22 protein-coding genes are annotated in these 20,008 nt (G+C 43.2%); 9 read left to right on the top strand and 13 right to left on the bottom strand.

What is annotated here, in order from left to right; all coding sequences use genetic code 11:
* Positions 1–53: 53 nt before the first annotated feature.
* From AC1P5O_RS11590 to AC1P5O_RS11575, 4 genes are all read right to left on the bottom strand, one after another.
* The gene (locus AC1P5O_RS11590; protein ID WP_262466658.1) at positions 54–713 is read right to left on the bottom strand and encodes a hypothetical protein; all 660 of its coding nucleotides are present in this window, start codon (positions 711–713) and stop codon (positions 54–56) included.
* Positions 714–892: 179 nt separating this feature from the next.
* Positions 893–1,825 (bottom strand): FAD-binding protein, encoded by a 933-nt coding sequence (locus AC1P5O_RS11585; protein WP_004280494.1) that lies wholly within the window; start codon positions 1,823–1,825, stop codon positions 893–895.
* 18 nt (positions 1,826–1,843) lie between these two features.
* A complete protein-coding gene (locus AC1P5O_RS11580) occupies positions 1,844–2,596 on the bottom strand; it encodes an electron transfer flavoprotein subunit beta/FixA family protein (RefSeq protein ID WP_004731799.1) in 753 nt (250 codons plus the stop codon).
* Positions 2,597–3,119: 523 nt separating this feature from the next.
* Positions 3,120–3,725 carry a LysE family translocator gene (locus AC1P5O_RS11575; RefSeq protein WP_085064932.1) on the bottom strand — a complete coding sequence of 202 codons (606 nt, stop codon included), beginning with the start codon at positions 3,723–3,725 and terminating at the stop codon, positions 3,120–3,122.
* 112 nt (positions 3,726–3,837) lie between these two features.
* Here AC1P5O_RS11575 and AC1P5O_RS11570 point away from each other — a divergent pair, with 112 nt between their 5' ends.
* Positions 3,838–4,332, top strand: coding sequence for an Lrp/AsnC family transcriptional regulator (locus tag AC1P5O_RS11570; protein ID WP_004645712.1), 495 nt, complete (start codon positions 3,838–3,840; stop codon positions 4,330–4,332).
* Positions 4,333–4,541: 209 nt separating this feature from the next.
* Here the strand turns inward: AC1P5O_RS11570 and AC1P5O_RS11565 are convergent, their stop codons facing one another.
* On the bottom strand, positions 4,542–4,925 hold the full coding sequence (locus AC1P5O_RS11565) for a hypothetical protein (protein ID WP_005103897.1): 384 nt from the start codon (positions 4,923–4,925) through the stop codon (positions 4,542–4,544).
* A 231-nt stretch (positions 4,926–5,156) separates the two neighbouring features.
* On the bottom strand, positions 5,157–6,074 hold the full coding sequence (gene xerA, locus AC1P5O_RS11560; protein WP_262466657.1) for a site-specific tyrosine recombinase/integron integrase: 918 nt from the start codon (positions 6,072–6,074) through the stop codon (positions 5,157–5,159).
* Positions 6,075–6,252: 178 nt separating this feature from the next.
* Between xerA and AC1P5O_RS11555 the strand changes: the two genes are divergently transcribed.
* Positions 6,253–6,582 (top strand): hypothetical protein, encoded by a 330-nt coding sequence (locus AC1P5O_RS11555; protein WP_005103900.1) that lies wholly within the window; start codon positions 6,253–6,255, stop codon positions 6,580–6,582.
* A 54-nt stretch (positions 6,583–6,636) separates the two neighbouring features.
* On the opposite strand, the gene dapF is transcribed toward AC1P5O_RS11555, so the two are convergent.
* The 4 genes from dapF to AC1P5O_RS11535 form a co-directional block, all read right to left on the bottom strand.
* Entirely contained in the window at positions 6,637–7,482 is an 846-nt protein-coding gene (gene dapF / locus AC1P5O_RS11550; protein ID WP_222112228.1) for a diaminopimelate epimerase, read from the bottom strand.
* Positions 7,483–7,494: 12 nt separating this feature from the next.
* Positions 7,495–8,739 (bottom strand): diaminopimelate decarboxylase, encoded by a 1,245-nt coding sequence (gene lysA / locus AC1P5O_RS11545; protein WP_222112229.1) that lies wholly within the window; start codon positions 8,737–8,739, stop codon positions 7,495–7,497.
* Between the two features lie 24 nt (positions 8,740–8,763).
* A complete protein-coding gene (gene lptM / locus AC1P5O_RS11540; protein WP_016807052.1) occupies positions 8,764–9,042 on the bottom strand; it encodes an LPS translocon maturation chaperone LptM in 279 nt (92 codons plus the stop codon).
* Between the two features lie 87 nt (positions 9,043–9,129).
* A complete protein-coding gene (locus AC1P5O_RS11535) occupies positions 9,130–10,479 on the bottom strand; it encodes an amino acid permease (protein ID WP_499006044.1) in 1,350 nt (449 codons plus the stop codon).
* Between the two features lie 373 nt (positions 10,480–10,852).
* Between AC1P5O_RS11535 and AC1P5O_RS11530 the strand changes: the two genes are divergently transcribed.
* Entirely contained in the window at positions 10,853–12,199 is a 1,347-nt protein-coding gene (locus tag AC1P5O_RS11530; protein WP_004731815.1) for an alanine/glycine:cation symporter family protein, read from the top strand.
* 100 nt (positions 12,200–12,299) lie between these two features.
* Here the strand turns inward: AC1P5O_RS11530 and AC1P5O_RS11525 are convergent, their stop codons facing one another.
* Entirely contained in the window at positions 12,300–13,328 is a 1,029-nt protein-coding gene (locus tag AC1P5O_RS11525) for an IS701 family transposase (RefSeq protein ID WP_080591875.1), read from the bottom strand.
* A 79-nt stretch (positions 13,329–13,407) separates the two neighbouring features.
* Positions 13,408–13,800: a hypothetical protein gene (locus AC1P5O_RS11520; protein WP_318270485.1), complete on the bottom strand. Its 393-nt coding sequence runs from the start codon at positions 13,798–13,800 to the stop codon at positions 13,408–13,410.
* Between the two features lie 186 nt (positions 13,801–13,986).
* Here AC1P5O_RS11520 and radA point away from each other — a divergent pair, with 186 nt between their 5' ends.
* The 6 genes from radA to AC1P5O_RS11490 all read left to right on the top strand — a co-directional run bounded on the left by radA (position 13,987) and on the right by AC1P5O_RS11490 (position 19,767).
* Positions 13,987–15,378: a DNA repair protein RadA gene (gene radA / locus AC1P5O_RS11515; protein ID WP_138743374.1), complete on the top strand. Its 1,392-nt coding sequence runs from the start codon at positions 13,987–13,989 to the stop codon at positions 15,376–15,378.
* A 118-nt stretch (positions 15,379–15,496) separates the two neighbouring features.
* Entirely contained in the window at positions 15,497–16,501 is a 1,005-nt protein-coding gene (locus AC1P5O_RS11510) for a Tim44 domain-containing protein (RefSeq protein ID WP_222112230.1), read from the top strand.
* 223 nt (positions 16,502–16,724) lie between these two features.
* Positions 16,725–17,081 carry a hypothetical protein gene (locus AC1P5O_RS11505; protein ID WP_034438312.1) on the top strand — a complete coding sequence of 119 codons (357 nt, stop codon included), beginning with the start codon at positions 16,725–16,727 and terminating at the stop codon, positions 17,079–17,081.
* A 1-nt stretch (position 17,082) separates the two neighbouring features.
* Positions 17,083–18,816, top strand: coding sequence for a PepSY-associated TM helix domain-containing protein (locus AC1P5O_RS11500; protein WP_222112231.1), 1,734 nt, complete (start codon positions 17,083–17,085; stop codon positions 18,814–18,816).
* A complete protein-coding gene (locus AC1P5O_RS11495) occupies positions 18,813–19,151 on the top strand; it encodes a DUF3325 domain-containing protein (RefSeq protein WP_180086270.1) in 339 nt (112 codons plus the stop codon). The genes AC1P5O_RS11500 and AC1P5O_RS11495 overlap by 4 nt, the downstream gene beginning before the upstream one ends.
* Positions 19,152–19,248: 97 nt before the next feature.
* Positions 19,249–19,767, top strand: coding sequence for a tetratricopeptide repeat protein (locus AC1P5O_RS11490; protein WP_180086272.1), 519 nt, complete (start codon positions 19,249–19,251; stop codon positions 19,765–19,767).
* Positions 19,768–19,894: 127 nt separating this feature from the next.
* Here AC1P5O_RS11490 and AC1P5O_RS11485 read toward each other — a convergent pair.
* Positions 19,895–20,008: transposase (locus tag AC1P5O_RS11485; protein ID WP_193892306.1), on the bottom strand; the 114-nt coding region annotated here is incomplete at its 5' end.

Genomic DNA, 20,008 nt, shown 5'->3' with positions numbered 1-20,008 from the left:
AAAAACAAAATGCGCCAATCAACTGGCGCATCTTCATCGTTTTTTCTATATTTTTATTGTGCCTGGTTCAGTACTTTACGATAGCTCAGCACAGCCACAATCAATAAAACTGGCAATAACATCTCCACCCCTTCCTCAATGGTCATAATCATGATTTGAGTATGCGGCACCAACTGGATGCCGAATTCATCTTTCAGGGTTGAGGTCGTGCGATCCAGCACCTTGCTTAGTCCGCCACAGGCAATGGTGAGGAAGATAAAAAAATGTGCAATATTCAAAGAATCTTTCATGCTTCGTATGGTTTGAACCAATTTTTTCGCCAATACCAGAAAGACAAAAATAATCCCAATCAATAAAATAAATCCGAGCAGCTTATCCATGAGCGGAATTTCAGCACTGCGATAGAAATTAGTTTTGATAAAACTCATTTCAAACACCTGCTTATGAAAATCCATTTCCCGTAATCCCAACAATGTCGCTGCTATAGCCGTAAAGACTCGGGTATTGAGTTTGATTTCAACATTAAGCAAACACAGCACTGCCAGCAAGTACCATAACCATGGGCTCATGACTTCAAAAGCGCCTGATTCACTAAATAAATACTGAGTTACCGAAGCTGGTGCATTCAGGGCAGTATGAATACAAATACCCAGATAAAGCGCAATCAGCAGAAAACTAATGAACAGGATATGGGCGGCTTTGGAAAAGGACATGATTAAAAACAGGAGAAAAAGCAAACCGGGATTTTATCACTTTTCATGCAAATGAAATACTCTAGTTTCGACTGTCGAGTATTTTTAAAATTTTTGCATAAAAAAACGCCCTTGGACAAAACAGTAAAGCATTGCTTTCACTGCCTGCGCAAGAGCGTCTTTTAAACTGTGTTCAGGAATTAGATTTTAGAAACCAATTCAGGAATAACAGTGTTCAGGTCACCGACTAACCAGTAGTCAGCGACTGCATTGATTGGCGCTTCTTCGTCTTTGTTGATCGCAACGATCACTTTAGATTCTTTCATACCTGCCAAATGCTGAATCGCACCAGAGATACCTACAGCGATATACAGATCAGGTGCAACGATTTTACCCGTTTGACCAACTTGCATATCGTTTGGTACGAAGCCGGCATCTACCGCAGCACGTGATGCACCTTGAGCAGCACCAAGCTTGTCAGCCAATGGATCAAGGATTTTGTGATAGTTCTCACCAGAACCAACACCACGACCACCAGAAACCACAATACGCGCAGCTGTCAGTTCAGGACGTTCAGATTTTACGATTTCTTCGTTGATAAACTTAGAAATACCCGCATCACCCGTAGACGCAGCAGCTTCAACAGCAGCAGAACCACCCTCAGCAGCTACAGCATCAAATGCTGTACCACGAACAGTCGCCAATACGATGTTTTCGCCTGATTCTACAGTCGCAATTGCGTTACCTGCATAGATCGGACGTTTGAAAGTCTTAGGACCATCTACCGCGATGATGTCAGTGATCATGCTTACGTCAAGAAGCGCAGCTGCACGTGGCAAAATGTTTTTACCAGTTGTTGTAGAAGCAGCAAGGATATGTGTATAGCCTTTACCTAATTCAGCAACAAGTTTAGCTACGTTTTCAGCCAATTGGTTTGCATAAGCAGCGTCATCAGCAAGTAATACTTTGCTTACGCCTGCAACTTTAGCCGCCTGGTCAGCAACTGCCTGAGCGCCAGAACCAGCAACCAATACAGTGATATCACCACCGATTTTTTGCGCTGCAGCAACAACGTTTAAAGTAGCAGCGTTTAATGCTTTGTTGTCGTGCTCAGCGATAACTAAAATACTCATGATTTTTATCCTTCTGTATTAGATCACTTTCGCTTCGTTTTTCAATTTTTCTACAAGTTCGTCTACAGACTTCACTTGTACGCCAGCTTTACGCTCTGCAGGTGATTCAACTTTCACTGTTTTCAGTTTAGTTGCAGGGTTTACACCGAAATCTGCAGGTGACTTGGTATCCAGCGGTTTTTTACGCGCTTTCATGATGTTTGGAAGTGCCGCATAACGTGGCTCGTTCAAACGCAAGTCAGTGGTAATGATTGCTGGAAGTGTCAGTTCAACAGTTTGTAAACCGCCGTCTACTTCACGTGTTACTTGTACTTTGTCGCCATCTACTTTTACTTCAGAAGCGAATGTACCTTGACCTGCACCCATTAGAGCGCCAAGCATCTGACCAACCTGATTCGAGTCATCATCAATTGCTTGCTTACCTAGAAGGATCAATTGTGGTTGCTCAGCGTCAACAACGCCTTTCAGAATTTTAGCGATTTCCAGCGCACCCAGTTGGCTGTCATCAGCTTCAACCAGGATACCGCGGTCAGCACCAAGCGCCATTGCAGAACGGATTTGTTCTTGGGCTTCTTTAGGACCAATAGAAACAACAATGATTTCTGAAACAGTTCCTTTTTCTTTTAAACGAACCGCTTCTTCCACTGCGATTTCACAGAATGGATTAATTGACATTTTAACGTTAGTTAAGTCAACACCACTGTTGTCCGGTTTAACACGAACTTTAACGTTGGCATCAACCACACGTTTTACAGCAACAAGAGCCTTCATGTAATCCTCGGCTGTTTTAGCAAATGTAAATGTTGAGAAAAGTTAGTGTAACTCTTCACTTAAATTTTTTTAGGTGCCCTATCTTGCAATGTGTACGGCATTTCGGTCAAGTCACAATTCAACAAAGAGGTGTAAAAATGCGTAATTTTCCCTGAACGATGCGTTCACAATTAATTGTTATCGTTTTATTACAATGAAATGTATCAATATTTACTTAAAATTTAACCATTGATTTATATTATTTTTTTATCTGATTAATCACATCAGAAGTTTTGATTGATCACATTTAATTTAAATTGATTTAAAGCAGCTTGCAGCAAAACAGCCGGGATATACGTATGTCAGCTTTTGTCATTTTGGACAGAATTCTTTTTGAGAGCGAATTAAACCTAATATAAAGACAAATTGACCAAATAATAAACCAGCGCATTGAATTCTACGCCGACAAAGTGAATATTTAATTTCAAATCTTCACAATTATAAAAAAAGCATACTGCGAACAGTATGCTTCTTTGCAATCCGATTAATTAATGATTAACCAGCTTGCGGCAAGTGCCAGTAAACCACCAGAAGTTCCATCTACCCATTTTTGTTTACGTTCATCCATTTGGGTTTTTTGGCTGATTTTGCTGAACAAAATACTTAAGCTACAATACACTACAAAAATCAGACTGATAAAAATAAAGGACAGGATCAAACCTTGGCTGACAGTATTGGCTGATTTATCAATAAACTGCGGCAAAATCGCAAAATAAATCAACATGCCTTTCGGATTTAACAGCGCAGTAAAAAAACCTTTTTTAATCGGATTGGCTGAGGTCTTTTTCTCAATGTTCAGCGCGTTTTTACTGAATACCGATTTAAGTAAACTAAATGCCAAATACAGCAGATAAGCAATCCCGAGCCAGCGAATCGTTTCAAACAGCACCGGAAAAGAGACAATAATAGCCGCAATTCCGAGTGCCACAAGGATCGAATGCACCAGATAACCGCAACACACCCCTAAGGTTGCCATCATGCCTGCTTTTGCATCTTTACCCATCACTTGAGACAGGATAAATAACATATCGGGTCCAGGCGTAAAAATCAGGGGAAGCACGGTCAGTGCAAAGAGTACAAATACAGACATTTCCTTTTCCTTTCAAACTCCAGAAAGTGAAATAAGTATCTGCGATTTTTTACAAAATTGGCTTTCAATTTATTTTATAATAAGTATTATTTTTCGAATATTATTCTAATTTATGAAAATATCCACCAAGTCTGTGCGGGTAAAACTTGATCGAATTGATAAAAATATCATTCGACATTTACAAGCCAATGGCCGTATTCAGAATAATGATCTGGCACGTGAAATCGGACTTTCACCTTCGTCCTGTTTACGCCGGGTAAAATTACTGGAAGATGCAGGCGTCATTCAGAATTACACGACTATTGTCGACCAACAAAAAATTGGTTTTCAGCTGATTTTATTTTCGCGCATCTGGCTGGTCGGTCAGGATGCCGAAACCATTGATACCTTTATTGAGGCGATGAAAGAATTGCCGCAAGTGATGGAGTGCTACATTATTTTGGGAGAGAGCGATGCCATGTTGAAAGTTGTGGTGCCTGATCTGGAAAGTTACCGTAAATTTCAGTCGACCCATCTGACAAAAAAAAATGGTATTACCAGTGTCAAAACAGATTTACCGAGTCAGATTATTAAACAGAGTTTCCAGCTGCCTTTAGAAGATTTATAGGCAAACTGATTTTAGACAACGACGCTATGTTCTTAATTTAAGATTTGCATAATCGTATGCTTGCTTAAACCATAACATGTGCTGCAAGCGCATAGATTGAAAGTTCTACTATAAGAAAAGGTTGCCTATAGAAGACAACCTTTTCCTCTTGAGCAAAGCCAAATCACAGGACTGAATCTTATTTTTATGTTATGTGGATGCTTCAGAATTTACTCAGTTTCTTGTGCTAAAAAATCACGATGTACATGGCTTAAATCTACCAGCTCATAGCCTGCCAATTCAAAAATTTGCCAAATTGCAATCGCATCTTCTTTTAAATCGACTGCCTGGGTCGCACGATTCGACAATTGCCATTGCAAATCAGAAATCCATAAATAGTATTGCCTAGTCGCCGCATTAAAGGCCTGAACTTTTCCATCGGCATTAATCCCTTGAATGATGGCGCCTTCAGGTAAGGTCGCTTCAAGATTGGGTAAGCTAATGTCCACAAAATGCTTGATTTGTCGCAGACCATAACCTGCAAACATTTCTTTTTGAGCTTCACTTAACTGTGCATATTTTTGCTCTATATCTGCAATTACCAGTGTGTCCATGTCACCTCCCATCGGTCAAATGCTGAGACTCTACTCAGCAATATTTCATTTTAAATATTAAATACTAGTTATTGTTATACCTGAAATGGCGCATTTAACGAATAAGACAATAGTGAAATGCTTACCCGAACGCCAATGTTCAGTTCAATTCCATTTTAAGGTTTATATATGAAAGTTTTGTGCCAAAAATACAATTTTCATGATTTTTATTCTTTAAAACTGGGCACATGATCAATCTTCTTTATGCTGCGCACGCGGATGGGCCTGATCATAAATCTGGGCCAGATGGTCAAAATCAACATGGGTATAAATTTGCGTGGTGGTTAAATTACTGTGTCCCAGCATTTCCTGCACGGCTCGTAAGTCCCGGCTATTCGATAACATGTGACTCGCAAAACAATGTCTTAACAAATGCGGATGTAAATCTACATTCACGCCTGCGCGCTGCGCCTGAAACTTGACCCGATTTTCAATTTGTCGTGCACCGAGCGGATTGCCTTTCTGGGTAATAAATACATTCGCCTCCGGTACAAAATCGCCATTCCATAAGGGATAGACTTGCAACCAAGCCATCACGCTGTCTTTGGCCTTGGAACCGAAAGGCACTATCCGGGTTTTATTGCCTTTACCAGTAATGCGTAATAACTGCCGGTTGAAATCAATATCTTTAATTCTCAGGCTTTGCAGTTCTGCCAGACGCAGCCCACTGGAATAAAGCAATTCTAACATCGCTTTGTCCCGAAGCCACATTTGCTGCCGTGCCTCAGTTTCAGGTGCAGGCTGATCAATAATCTGGTTGATGGTTTCAATATCCACCATGCCGGGCAAAGGACGCGATTGACGTTTTAACTGAAAATCATCCGCCGGATTAAAAGCCATATGCTGAGCCTGCTCGGCCCATTTCATAAACTGGCGAATAGCCGAAAGCATACGTTGCAGGCTGCTAGGACTGAGCTGATGCTGTTCCACTTTCTCAGCCAGAAACTGGCGTAAATCGGTAGCTTCTACATCATTTAAATTGAGCTGTTCATGCTGGCAAAATTCTAAAAAATCCGAGACATCACGTTCATAGGCTTGCAAGGTATGTTTGGACTGGTTTTGAATTTCACGTTCTTTTAGCCAGATGGATAATAATTGTGTTGCATCCATTAATATAAACCTTCCTACACCAATCCACCTTTCTCAATATTACATCTATCTATATTTTGTATCTAAAAAATCAATCATTTAAAATTCATTTTATAAGATAAATTCTGATCAGCTTTTGCTAATATCAAATCACTTACCAAAAAACATGACATAAAAACGATTTCATAGCGAGTATAAAATGCATTCATTTGAAAAAATTGCAGCATCTTTTAATTTGAACAGCCTACAGGTCGAAGAACTCACCAATGAATTAAAGGAGTTACAAAAGCGCTTTAATCCAGATAATATCCAAGACTTCTATCCTGAATTTGAAAAAATTGCCTCAAGCTTTGGCATTCAAGATGATCAAATTGAAGTATTTGTAGACATGCTTTATGCCAACCCTGAATTTAGCAATCTAGTGACTTTTATCATTCCAAGTTTCTACAGCATTGGTGGCGATCGAATGATATTTGAAGCCACGTATGAACAAATGATGGCAGACCTGCAAGCAGAATTAGATCAATAAAATAGAAAGCAAAAAGCCTATCTCATGGATAGGCTTGTTTCAAAGTAATACCGCTTAACCCTGGAAATAACGTAAATCCAGACGCCCTTCATATACGGTCGCCGTTGGTCCAGTCATCCAGACCACATCACCTTCTTCCCACTCAATTTGCAACTTGCCGCCTGCCAGCTCAACTTCAACTTTACTCGAAAGCAGACCACGGCGCATACCTGAAATTGCGGCAGCACAGGCACCTGTACCACAAGCCAAGGTCTCGCCTACACCACGCTCGTACACACGTAAACGTGCATGTTTTTCATCAATAATCTGCATAAAGCCAGCATTGACTCGTGCCGGGAAGCGCGCATGTGATTCAACTTGTGGACCAATACGTGCGACATCGGCAGCAATCACATCCGGCACGATTGTCACCGCATGTGGATTCCCCATATTGACCACATCAATGGTCAGCTTTTCACCGCCAGCAAGATCGATGTCATACAGGCTCTCCGGCGCATCAGCTACAAATGGAATTTCCTGAGGCAAAAATTTTGGATAGCCCATATTGACCCGTACCCAACCATTCGCACCCAATTCCGGCTCTACAATACCAGATTTGGTTTGTACCTTGATTTTGGTTTTGGTCGTGAGCTGACGATCATGCACAAATTTGGCAAAACAGCGCACGCCATTGCCACATTGCTCCACTTCCGAACCATCGGCATTAAAAATCCGGTATTTAAAGTCTGCACTTGGTACATCGGGTGGCTCAACCACCAAGAGTTGATCAAAACCAATGCCGAAGTTACGGTTGGCCAAACGCTGAATGGTCAAAGTATCCAGATAAGCACGCTGGCTGATCAGATCAACCACCATAAAGTCATTGCCTAGACCATGCATCTTGGTAAATTCTAATAACATCCTGATTTATCCTTAAGGCAATAAACGCTCACGTTCCCAGAGTGATTCAATGGTTTCACGTTCACGAATCAAATGCGCCTGATCAGCATCGACCATCACCTCAGCAGCACGACCACGACTGTTATAGTTTGAACTCATCACAAAACCGTATGCACCCGCGCCCAGCACTGCCAGCACATCATTTTCCTTGATCGCAAGCTCACGCTCTTTACCTAGGAAATCACCAGTTTCACAAATTGCGCCCACGACATCCCATTCTTTGCTTTCGACATCGGTACGAGGTGTAACAGATTGAATGTCCATCCATGCTTCATATAACGCAGGGCGAATCAGGTCATTCATCGCTGCATCAATGATCGCGAAATTACGATGATTGGTCGGTTTTAATAGATCTACTTTAGTCAGTAACACACCAGCATTGGCAGAAATACTACGTCCCGGTTCCATATACACTTTCAGGCCCAGTTTTTCTAAAGCTGGACGCAGCGCATTGGCATATTCTTCAACCGACGGCGGGGTTTCATCTTTATACGTCACACCCAGACCACCACCGATATCGATGTGTTTAAGATGGATACCCAGCTCTTTTAACTGGTCGATCATGACAATGACACGATCCAGTGCATCCACAAATGGCTGGGTTTCAGTCAGCTGTGAACCAATATGGCAGTCAATCCCGACCACATCCAGATTTGGCAATGACGCTGCATATTGATAGGTTTCGAACACGCTATCCGATGGAATACCGAATTTATTTTCTTTTAAGCCGGTTGAAATATAAGGATGGGTTTTGGCATCGACATCCGGATTCACGCGCAATGAAATCGGTGCTTTGACATTTAATTCAGCCGCAACTTTCTGGATACGATCCAGCTCAGCATACGATTCGACGTTGAAGCATGCAATCCCGACTTCTAAAGCTTTTTTGATATCCGCTTCAGATTTACCCAGGCCCGAAAATACGATTTTCGAAGGCTCACCACCGGCTTTCAGCACACGCGCCAATTCACCACCGGTCACAATATCAAAACCGGCACCCTCTTTGGCCAATACATTCAATACCGCAAGATTAGAGTTGGACTTTACCGCAAAACAGATTTGATGGTCGATAAAATCAAAAGCACGGTCCATATCTAAAAAATGCTTTTCCAAAGTGGCTTTAGAATAAACATAGAGTGGTGTGCCAAATTGCTCCGCGAGCTGTTGTAATGAACATTGCTCAGCGTGCAATACCCCTTTAATGCGGGTGAAACTCATGAAGGTATCCTTTCTGTGAAAGCGTTATGGTGTGGTTTTAACGTCTGAATCGGTAGGTGCAGCAAACTGTTGTTGCACAGGTGCCTCTCGTTCTTCATCGGACGCTTTAGGCTCAGTTTCAGTATTTTTGTATAACAAATACTTGGCACGCTTGTCGTAATTCGGATCATTCGGCAAGTGCAAAGCACCTGACTGTCCACAACCTGCAAGAGCAAGACCTGTCGCTAAGATACTGATGTAGCAAATGACTTGGCGCATCTGACCACCTAATGTAATAGTTTCGATGAAGTATAACGCGATCATTCGGCATGACCCAAGCGTTAAACGCTAGAGAGTATCTTTAGACAAAAAAAAACGCCAGCAGATCGCTGACGTTTTTATTGATAAGGTTTATTTATGTTTCTGTTTATAGAAACCAAAATATCCAATGATTAACAGGATAAACCAGATCGGGCTGATCATCAGTGCCTGGCGAGTATCCTCTTCCAGCGCCAAAACCACGATCATGCTCAGGAAGAAGATAATCACGATCCAACAGGTCACCAGACCGCCTGGCAACTTAAAGGTCGATTTAGCATGTAGTTCTGGACGTGTTTTGTAATACACGATATAGCTCCAGATAATGATGATCCAGACACAAATAAACAGAATCGTGGATAAAGTCGTGGCCAAGGTAAAGGCTCGAACGGTATCCGGAACAAAATACTGAAGTGCTGCACCCAACAACAAACACACGGCAGAAAAATATAGGGCATTTGCAGGCACTGCGCGACGGTTCAAGCGACCAAAGGCAACCGGTGCCTGCTCTTCACGCGACAGGCCAAACAGCATACGACTGGTTGAGAATACGCCACTGTTCATCGATGACATCACCGAGGACAATACCACCAGGTTCATGATAATCGCAGCCGCTGCAATGCCAGCCTGACTGAACAGGTTTACAAAGGGCGAAACATTCGGGTCAATCTGGTTCCATGGAGTTACTGACATCACAATGAGCAGTGCCAATACATAGAAAATAATGATACGGATCGGAATAGAGTTCACCGCTTTTGGCAGGTTCTTTTCCGGATCTTTGGTTTCAGCCGCGGTAGTCCCCACCAGTTCCACCCCCACAAAGGCAAAGATGGCAATCTGGAAACCGGCCAGAAAGCCCATGGCACCCGTTGGGAACAAACCGCCATGCTCCCAGATATGACTAAAGGATGCGACCGTACCAACATCATTGGTAAAGCCAGTAAACACCATCCACAGACCAACAGCAATCAGCACCACAATGGCGATAATTTTGACCAGGGCAAACCAGAATTCCATTTCACCAAACAGTTTTACCGTGACCAGATTCAGCCCCATGATAAACACAATCGCGGCAACACTGATCATGACGCCTTCTTCAGGGCTAAAGGGCAAGCCATTATTGAAGAATTGCAGATAGTAAATAATGGCTGACAGATCTGCGATCCCGATGGTGATCCAGCACAGCCAGTAGGTCCAGCCGACAAAGTATCCGGCCCAAGGCCCGATCAGATCCGTGGCAAAATCAATAAATGATTTATATTGTAAATTGGAGAGCAACAACTCACCCAATGCACGCATCACCAGAAAGACCATAAAACCGATGATCATATAGATCACCAGAATCGAAGGACCTGCGAGACTGATGGTTTTACCCGAACCCATAAACAGGCCGGTTCCGATGGCGCCCCCAATGGCAATTAACTGTAGGTGCCGATTGGACAAACTCCGCTTTAATTCACCGTGCTCTGCCGACGAATTGTTATATTTTTCTGACATTATTAATTACAACTTTGAGTTTTACTCGCGACAAATTAACGTAAAAAATGCTGAATACAAAAATAAAATTTGCATCATTTGTATTTCCTGATTAATTGAAGAAGTTAATTTATTTTTCTTATATCGCTCTACGGTTACACTTCTGCTTTATTTTTGACCTGCGATATTCCAGTAATTTCTTGTCAAATTTTTAAAACTGTGTAAAAAATAGAACACTATTCAGTCAATTTATGCATTCAGGATGAATGTATCTGGCATAGCAATTGCTTTTTAATCAATACCTCGAACTACACAGACATGGATCAATAAGAAGAATTTTATGCAAAATTTACAAAGTTTAATGGAAACTTTAAGCGGCTGGGTCTGGGGCCCTTATATGCTGGTACTAATTGTTGGTACCGGGATTTTCCTTACCTTCCGTTTATTGTTCTGGCAGTTCCGCATGTTGCCCCTAGCCTTCAAACAGGTCTTTGGCAAGCACCCTGACCATTCAGGGGACATTTCCCAATTTGCTTCATTGATGACCGCACTCTCTGCCACGATTGGTACCGGTAACATTGCCGGCGTAGCCACTGCCTGTGTCCTCGGTGGTCCGGGCGCCGTGTTCTGGATGTGGATGACTGCCCTGTTTGGTATGGCGACCAAATATGGCGAAGGTGTTCTGGCAGTCAAATACCGAGTCAAAAATGAGAAAGGTGAAATGTCCGGTGGTCCGATGTACTACATCGAGCGGGGTCTGAAATGGAAATGGCTGGCGCTGATTTTTGCCTTGTTCGGAACTCTGGCTTCTTTTGGGATCGGCAGCTCCGTACAGTCCAATACCGTAGCATTGGCAGTGCAAAACAGCTTGGGCATCGAAACCTGGATGACCGGTATTATTATTACTGCCTTTTCGGCACTGGTGATTTTGGGCGGGATTAAATCGATTTCCAGAGCAGCGTCACTGATTGTTCCTATTATGGCTATAGGCTATGTGGCAGGGGGATTAATTATCATTTTTAATAATCTTGAACTGGTCGTTCCTGCGCTTAAAATCATCTTCACCTATGCCTTTACTGGAGAAGCCGCAGTGGGCGGTGCAATTGGTGCGGCGATTCGTTATGGTGTGGCACGTGGTGTATTCTCCAACGAAGCCGGCATGGGTTCTGCGCCGATTGCTGCTGCAGCGGCAAAAACCGATCATCCAGCCCGTCAAGGTCTGGTGTCTATGACCGGTACCTTCATTGATACCATTATTGTCTGTTCAATTACCGGTATTGTTCTGGTGATGGGTTATATCATGACCGGTAATTCATTCGGAGATCAAACCGGTGCGGTACTGACTATCGGTGTATTCGACAAGCTGCTACCTGGTATTGGCGGCTGGGTGGTGACTTTCGGGATCATTTTCTTCGCTTATTCCACCATTTTGGGCTGGAGCTACTATGGCGAAAAATGTACCAGCTATTTACTTGGCGAAAAATTCGTTTTGCCCTATCGCATTATTTATATTGCCTCAGTGTTTATCGGCTGTATTGCAACACTGGATCTGGTCTGGCTATTCGCCGATACATTTAACGGCCTGATGGCGGTTCCGAACTTAATCGCATTATTATTACTGTCTGGCGTCATTGCCAAAGAATCCAAAGACTTCATTGCAAGACGTAAATCTGGTGAACTTTATTAATTGATAAGTTATTATTTAACTACTCAATTCAAATAGTAAAAAGCCACGTTAATCGTGGCTTTTTATGCTTCATCTTTTCCATTCTAGGACTTACGCACTATTATTTATAGATTTTCTGTGGCAGCAGATGATTCTTATCGAGAATAAATTCATCAATAAAGTTCTTGATAATTGGTCTAAATAATTTCTTCTGCCAACGATATACATTTTCAAAGATCCGCTCAAACTGGTTCTTTTGTATCTCAACATAGGCCATCAAGGCTGAGAAAATATGATTCAAAATCAGCTTAGATCGTCTTACTTGAAACTTTTCAATATGACAAACCTGTTTAATTACTCGATGATATTGTTCTATTTTCCAATGACTTGAATGTAATTCATAAAAACCATCAAAGGACAATAAATCATCTTCATCTTGATGCACAATATAAAATCTCTGCTGTTCTTTTAACTGAGTCTTAAATAATTGTACAAAGCCAACATCTTTGAGCCAGACCACTTGACCCTGATGAAAATTCGGCAATAAACGGAGTTGAAACCATTGTCCTTTTTCAGGGGAAACCTTACGGTTACTGTCGACACCAAACATAAATCGAATACCATGTTTTCTTATGGTTTTTAGATTTTCAGTCGATGAATACCAACTATCACCTGTAATGAATTGAATCTTTGCACCCCAATCGAGTACTTCACTTAACATCTCCATAAAGTAATCATTCTTGGTTTTACTTTCTGACTTATCATAAATTCGAAAATTAATTGGAATATTTTTGCCATGTTGATCTGTCGCATACAAGGTAATGAGATTAATACCCTTGACGGATCGGTGGTGTTTACCTGACCAAAAATAGCTAACTAAGTCCATATGTTGACTATATGGCTTATCTAAAACAGTATCATCAATACTGACTATAAGTTTATTATTATCAATGTGTTGAATTGCTTCTTGATATAGATCGTGAGCTGTGTAGTCTTCACGCTCCAAAAAGCGATTTACACTGTCATGCGAGATATTATAAGTCTCGGCAAGTTGTGTGCAGCTAATAGAGTTTGGTTCTGTCATGAGAAAGCCCATATAAATGGGTAATGTACAAGTTGCTGTAGAAGCATGTTTAGTTCGTCTGATCACAGATACGTTATAAAGTAGTTTGAGACTTTTTTAAATCCGTCAATGCGTAAGTCCTACATTCTTTCTTCATCATGAAAATTTAGCAACGTAAACCACTACAAGCCAGCTTGTCCCACTCAGATTCAAGCTCCAACGCTAGTCCTAAAGATAAAACAAAAAACTGAATGCCTTTAATTTTCATATTGCCCTGTTCATCTTCCAGATATCCACTCAATTTTTGATAGGTTTTATGATGCAGATCAAAAGGTACATCCAGATAAAGACCACCCAGGTAGATTTCACTATGGACGGTTTGATCCACACCTAAACACGGCATATAGACAATGCCCTGTTGCTCTAGCCAGCCGATCAACATTTGGCGAACCGAGTTTGCGTCCCGATCTGGATGTACATAATGATCAAAATGCACAAACAGCACATCACGGTTTTTTTCACGTGCGATCGCATCAATATGTTTCAGCAATTGTGACAAGATCTGTTCCATTCCAGCATAACAAGATGGGCATTATAGACGGCGTTGACGCATAGCATTCAAATCAGCATAAATAAAAACGACAAGCCTTGTCGTAAAAACCATGATTTTTCAGGTGAAAGGCTTGGTTTTCTATAGCATTCACCGCTATGCTGTCACTCAATTTCAATCGCTACATCTTCAAATATGGCTAAAGCAAAAAGTGTGTATCGTTGTGAACAGTGTGGTGCCGATCATCCAAAATGGTCGGGGCAGTGTTCTGAATGCGGGGAATGGAACAGCCTGGTTGAGGTGACCATTGCACCGGCAGTGACGCATCGCGCCCAGCCAAAAATCGGTGGTGGATATGCAGGCCAGGCGTCCAGCATCACGACTTTAAATCAGGTCTCAGTCTCTCATGAAACCCGTCTACCAACGGGTATCAGCGAATTTGACCGGGTCTTGGGCGGCGGACTGGTAACCGGGTCGGTGGTCCTGATCGGCGGTGATCCCGGGATTGGTAAATCTACCATCTTGCTACAAACAGCCACACACATGGCATCTGCCAAAAATCCGGCCCTGTATGTGACCGGTGAGGAATCCTTGTCTCAGGTGGCTTTACGTGCCCAGCGTCTGGATCTGCCGACCGACCAGCTCAAAGTCATGGCAGAAACCTGCGTCGAACGTATTTGTGAAGTACTGGCCCAGCAAAGTCCTGCGGTGGCAATCCTGGACTCGATCCAAACCCTGTACACCGAAACCCTGCAATCTGCACCAGGTGGTGTCTCACAAATTCGTGAATCAGCGGCCTTGTTGACCCGTTTTGCCAAAAATAGTGGCACGTCTTTGTTTCTGGTCGGTCATGTAACCAAAGAAGGCGCACTGGCCGGCCCACGTGTACTGGAACATATGGTGGACTGTGTGCTGTATTTTGAAGGCCAGTCGGATTCACGTTACCGGATGATCCGAGCGGTCAAAAACCGTTTTGGTGCGGTCAATGAGCTCGGTGTGTTCGGCATGACCGATAAAGGTCTGCGCGAAGTTTCCAATCCTTCAGCCATCTTTTTAAGCCGTTATGATGAAGCGATTCCCGGTTCGATTGTAATGATCAGCCGCGAAGGTACGCGCCCGCTACTGGTTGAGGTTCAGGCACTGGTCGATGATGCACATGGCCAACCAAGACGCGTAGCGCTTGGTTTGGATCAGAACCGTCTAAATATGCTCCTTGCAGTCATGCATCGGCATGGTGGTGTGCAAACCTCCGGCCAGGATGTTTATGTCAATATCGTCGGTGGTTTGAAAATCACCGAAACAGGTTCGGATCTGGCGGTACTTCTCGCCTGCGCTTCCAGCATTCGTGGCAAAGCCTTACCGCAACAGCTGGCGGTTTTTGGGGAAGTCGGACTGTCTGGAGAGATTCGCCCTGTGCCGAACGGTCAGGAACGGCTGAAAGAAGCGATTAAACATGGTTTTAAATACATTATTGTCCCTCGCGGCAATGCACCGCAAAAATCCATCGAGGGCGTGCAAATTATTGCAGTTGCGCGTTTACATGAAGCCTTGAGCGAGGCAATGGCGCTGAGTGATGAACTCAATTAACTGTAAACCGGCTCATTTCGTACAAAGAGCAAAAAAATACAGATTTTTGATTGAAATTCCACATAAAGCCTATATAAATAGACTGTACAAACAGGTTTTATTCTCATAGGAAAAATGAATGGAAGTTCGACAGCGCAGTTTGATCACAGGTATCTTGACAGCAGTTTTATTGGTTGCGCCTTTTGCAGCTGAAGCAAAACGTGCCGGTGGCGGTAAAAGTCACGGCATGCAACGTTCTGCACAACCTACTCAATCTTATCAACAACCTCGTCAAGCTGCGCCTGCTCAACAAGCGCCAGTTGCCGGTGCTGCAACCCAGCAAAAATCCGGTCCGGGTGTCGGCGGCATGGTTGCCGCGGGTGTAGCCGGTGCTGCGATTGGTGCAGTTGCTGCCAATGCCTTGGCGGATGATCAAAGTGTAGCAGCATCTGAAGCTCAGGCTGCTCAAGCCGAAGAGGAAAAAGGTGGTATTCCAGGCTGGATCTGGATCCTTCTTGCTGCTGCTGTTGCCTTCTTCATTTTCCGTAAGATGGGCGCAAAAAAAAAAGTAGCTTCTAACCCATACGCACCAAATAGCGGTGCTGGTAATACAGCACCTTTTGGTCAGGCACCGACTGCACCTCGCGGTGGTGACAGTACCAATATTTTTGGTCAGAATGTGGGTGGTCAAACGTCAAGCAACAATGCTCCGTTCGGTTCTGCTCCGGTAAATAACGCGCCTTTTGGTGCAGCTTATACCCAAAGTGGTAGCCAGTTACCGGATGGCACTGAACCTGCAGCATTCTTGCGTGTAGCGCGTCAGCGTTTTAACCATATCCAGTCTATGAATACAGCAAGCAACATTTCTGAAATTCAGCGTTACTTGACCCCTGATCTTTATCAGTCGATGTATAACGACATCATGAGCAATCAGGATCAGGATGTTGCCGAGTTTTCAAATCTAAATGCGATGGTTGTCGACTCATCGACTGACAATGGCCAATATATTGTCAGCGTACGCTTTACCGGTACGGTAAGCGAAGACTTGAACAGCTTGCCACAACCGTTTGCAGAAATCTGGCATTTCACCAAACCAGCAGGTTCAAATCAGGACTGGGTAGTTGCAGGTATTCAGCAAGACTAATCGTGAATAAATGAAGTTTAGACAGCGGCCTTCGAGCCGCTGTTTTTATTTTCAAGCCTTACATTTTGATCTTTTTTAATTCCCTTCCCCCTCTCTTTTTTAACCTAACTTCCAGTTTTACTTATTTTTCATATAAATAGTTCAGCAACCCATATTTAAAATATAAACAATAATTGTTATCATTATCATTAATTAGTTCATAAATTTGTAAATAGAATTTTCGATGATGAATAGTCCGAATATGCAAGCCATAGCGACTGGAACAGTTACTGCACCGAAACCATCAAGCAAAAATAAAGTCAAAGCAAATATGCTGGCTTATCGTGGGATGATTTTATATCGCTTTATTCTGGCGGGTGCTGGCGGTTATCTACTGGCTACACTGGCAACGATCTTGATTGCCCAGCTTTTTATCGACAGTGGAAGCAGTGCAGCCATGTCCGCCACCCTGATTGGCTTTAGCTTGAATGCTGCTGCATTTATCTGGGTATTTATGGTGAATAAGACGCTCAAAGCTACGCTCGGGATCGCGATTCCCGGTGTTTTACTCTATATCGCCTATAAGCTTTTAGGAAATTGAGATGAGAGTAGATGCAAAACCCGAAGGTCCACGCCAGTCGATGTCGTGGTTGCATACTTGGGCCAGTCTGATTTTAGGCTGGCTTTTATATGCGATTTTCTTGACCGGAACCTTAAGCTTTTTCCAGAACGAAATTACCGTCTGGATGAAACCGGAATTTCATCAGTCAGTTCCACCAAAGACTCAAATCGAACAAACCCGTGTTGCACTGGCTTATCTGCAACAGCACCATCCGGATGCCGGCAGCTGGGCGATCCAGCTTCCCCATTCACGCCAAAATACCACCACCCTGACTATTCGTAGTGCCGGCGAAGATCCGCGTGCCCGTCGTGGTGGTACCCGCGTGACGATTGACAGCGCCACGGGCGAAGTTTTGCAAGCGCGTGAAACACGTGGCGGTTCCTTCCTATACCGTTTCCACTTTGAATTGTACGGTTTGCCAAGAATCTGGGCGCGCTGGATTGTCGGCATTGCGACCCTGCTCATGTTGGTGGCGATCATCAGCGGTGTCATTACCCATAAGAAAATTTTCAAGGATTTTTTTACTTTCCGTCCCGGCAAAGGTCAGCGTTCTTGGTTGGATGCACATAATGCTACTGCGGCATTTGCCCTGCCCTTTCATCTCATGATTACCTTCAGTGGCTTATTACTATTACTCTTTACCCTCATGCCCTGGGGCGTAAACCAGATTTATGAAAATCGTGGTGCTTTCCTTCAGGATCAACGTAAAAGTTTGATTCAGAACACCAGTATTCAAGCTGAATCCCGTGAAGGCCGTAGTGAGAGTAAAGAACGTCGACCGCAAGCTGAGAGAGAAAATCGTAGCGAGCGCGGTGAAATGTCTGCACGCAGTGAAGGTCGCCGCTCTCGTGATGAAATACAAGCTGTACCTCCTGCACCATTAACCGATCTGACTCCGATCTTGGCAACAGCCGAAAAAGAATGGAAAAATAATTCAGTGGGTACGATAACCATCATCCAGCCAAATACCGTAAAAGCTGAAATTGAACTTCGTGCCTTAAACGGAGTCAGCGTAGCTTATCGCAATATTTATCTGAGCCTTGCTTTCAATGGTGTGACTGGTGATTTAGAGCCGGATCAAACCACACTGAAAATGCCTTCAGTCGCAAATGGTATCTATAACGTGTTCACCACACTGCATGAAGCACGGGGCGTAGATCTGGCTTTACGCTGGTTATTGTTTCTGTCTGGCGTAGTCGGCACCTTGATGATTGCCACCGGCTTGATTCTATGGTGTGTTAAACGTGCACCGCAGCAACAGAAGCAAGGTTATAAATCGTTTGGATATCGTCTTGTGGAAGTCACCAATATCGCTGCCATTATTGGTTTACCTATTGCCTGTGCTGCCTATTTCTATGCCAACCGTTTTATTCCGGCAGACATGAACATGCGTTTGAACTGGGAAATTCGTAGCTTCTTTATTGTCTGGTTGCTGACTTTACTGTATGCCATGATTCGCACTCATCATCAGGCCTGGCTGGAACTATTACTGCTCGCCACTGCTGCATTTGCCTTGCTGCCAATTGTGAACTTTATGACGGGTGGTCAAGCGATCTGGAACACCATTATGCATGGTCAATGGGTCATTGCTTCTTTTGATCTGGCGATGTGGGTACTTGCGATCTTGTTCTGGTTTTCATTTAAAAAAGTGAAAAACCATAAAGGCTTGTCGCCTAAAAAAGCCAAGGTTGCTCTCAAGGAGAATCAGTCATGATGTTTTTCTTACTGATTTGGGCTTTAACTTCACTGGGTTTCTTTGCGCTTGCAACGTCGATGTCCAAACATCAAAAACAAATTTTTGACACAGAACTCAACCCTGCAAAAACACAACTTGCGACTATTCTCGGTTGGGTATTGCTCATACTCGCCCTGATTCTGTGCCTGTGTACAGGAGCTATCAGCAATATGATCAGTTACTGGCTGGGTAGTCTGACTTTTGCAGCACTGGTGGTCGGCTTAAGCCTGAGTTATCTGGCAAGTAGAATTAAAGTGATCGTAATGTTCTGTGTGTTCATCGCCTCGATCTCAGGGATTCTTTGCTTGATCTAATCATTTGATTGACCAATCTCTTTAAAAAGCTGACTTTCGGATTGGCTTTTTTGCTTTAAACCTTTTAGTCTACACACAATATTTTTGAGATGTTGATATGACCCAGCGTGTTTCTCCCCCTGCTGCCCTGACCAATCTTGCCTTAGCCGGCAATGCTGAAGCGCAATTTGAACTGGCTGAACTGTATATGCAAAGCGAGCATGATGATGACATCATTCTTGCTGAAGAATGGGCGTTGAAAGCTGCCAACGGCGGGCTGGTGGATGCAATGTACTGGTTAGGTGAAGGTTATACCGTTTATGCCAAAGAGTTAGCAGAAAAAGATCCTGAAGAATCCAAAGCTCACTTTGAGTTAGCCTATTACTGGTTAAGCAAGGCCAATATCGAGAAGCACCCTGCTGCGACTTTGGAGCTGGCAGGTTTTTACCGTCGTGGCGATGTAATTGAAAAAGACGTCGAAAAATCGATTGCTTTGGTAAAACAGGCTGCGGAATGGGGCGAAGTTCAGGCGATGCGTGATCTTGCATTTATTTATGCCAATGGTTTAGGCGTAGATGGCAATGAAGAACAGGCTGAGTTCTGGACTCAAAAAGCAGATGCTGCTGAAGCTAAATAAGTAAAAAAAAGCCCATCAGATGATGTAATGCCAGTCAGTTAAGCAAAAAAAGTTAAAATGCTGTAAAAAGAGCGTATGTAAATACGCTCTTTTTTTATGAATTTATCTCAGAATCTAGGGCGTGTCATCAATTAATGGAGATGATTGTTGATGCTAAGTAGATCGCTGATAAGAAGTTTTGAGCCAATTTATCATAGCGTGTGGCAATAGCACGATACTGCTTGAGCTTGGCAAAAAAGTT

The organism is Prolinoborus fasciculus (assembly GCF_056724605.1).
This window is presented reverse-complemented; position numbering and strand designations above follow the sequence as displayed.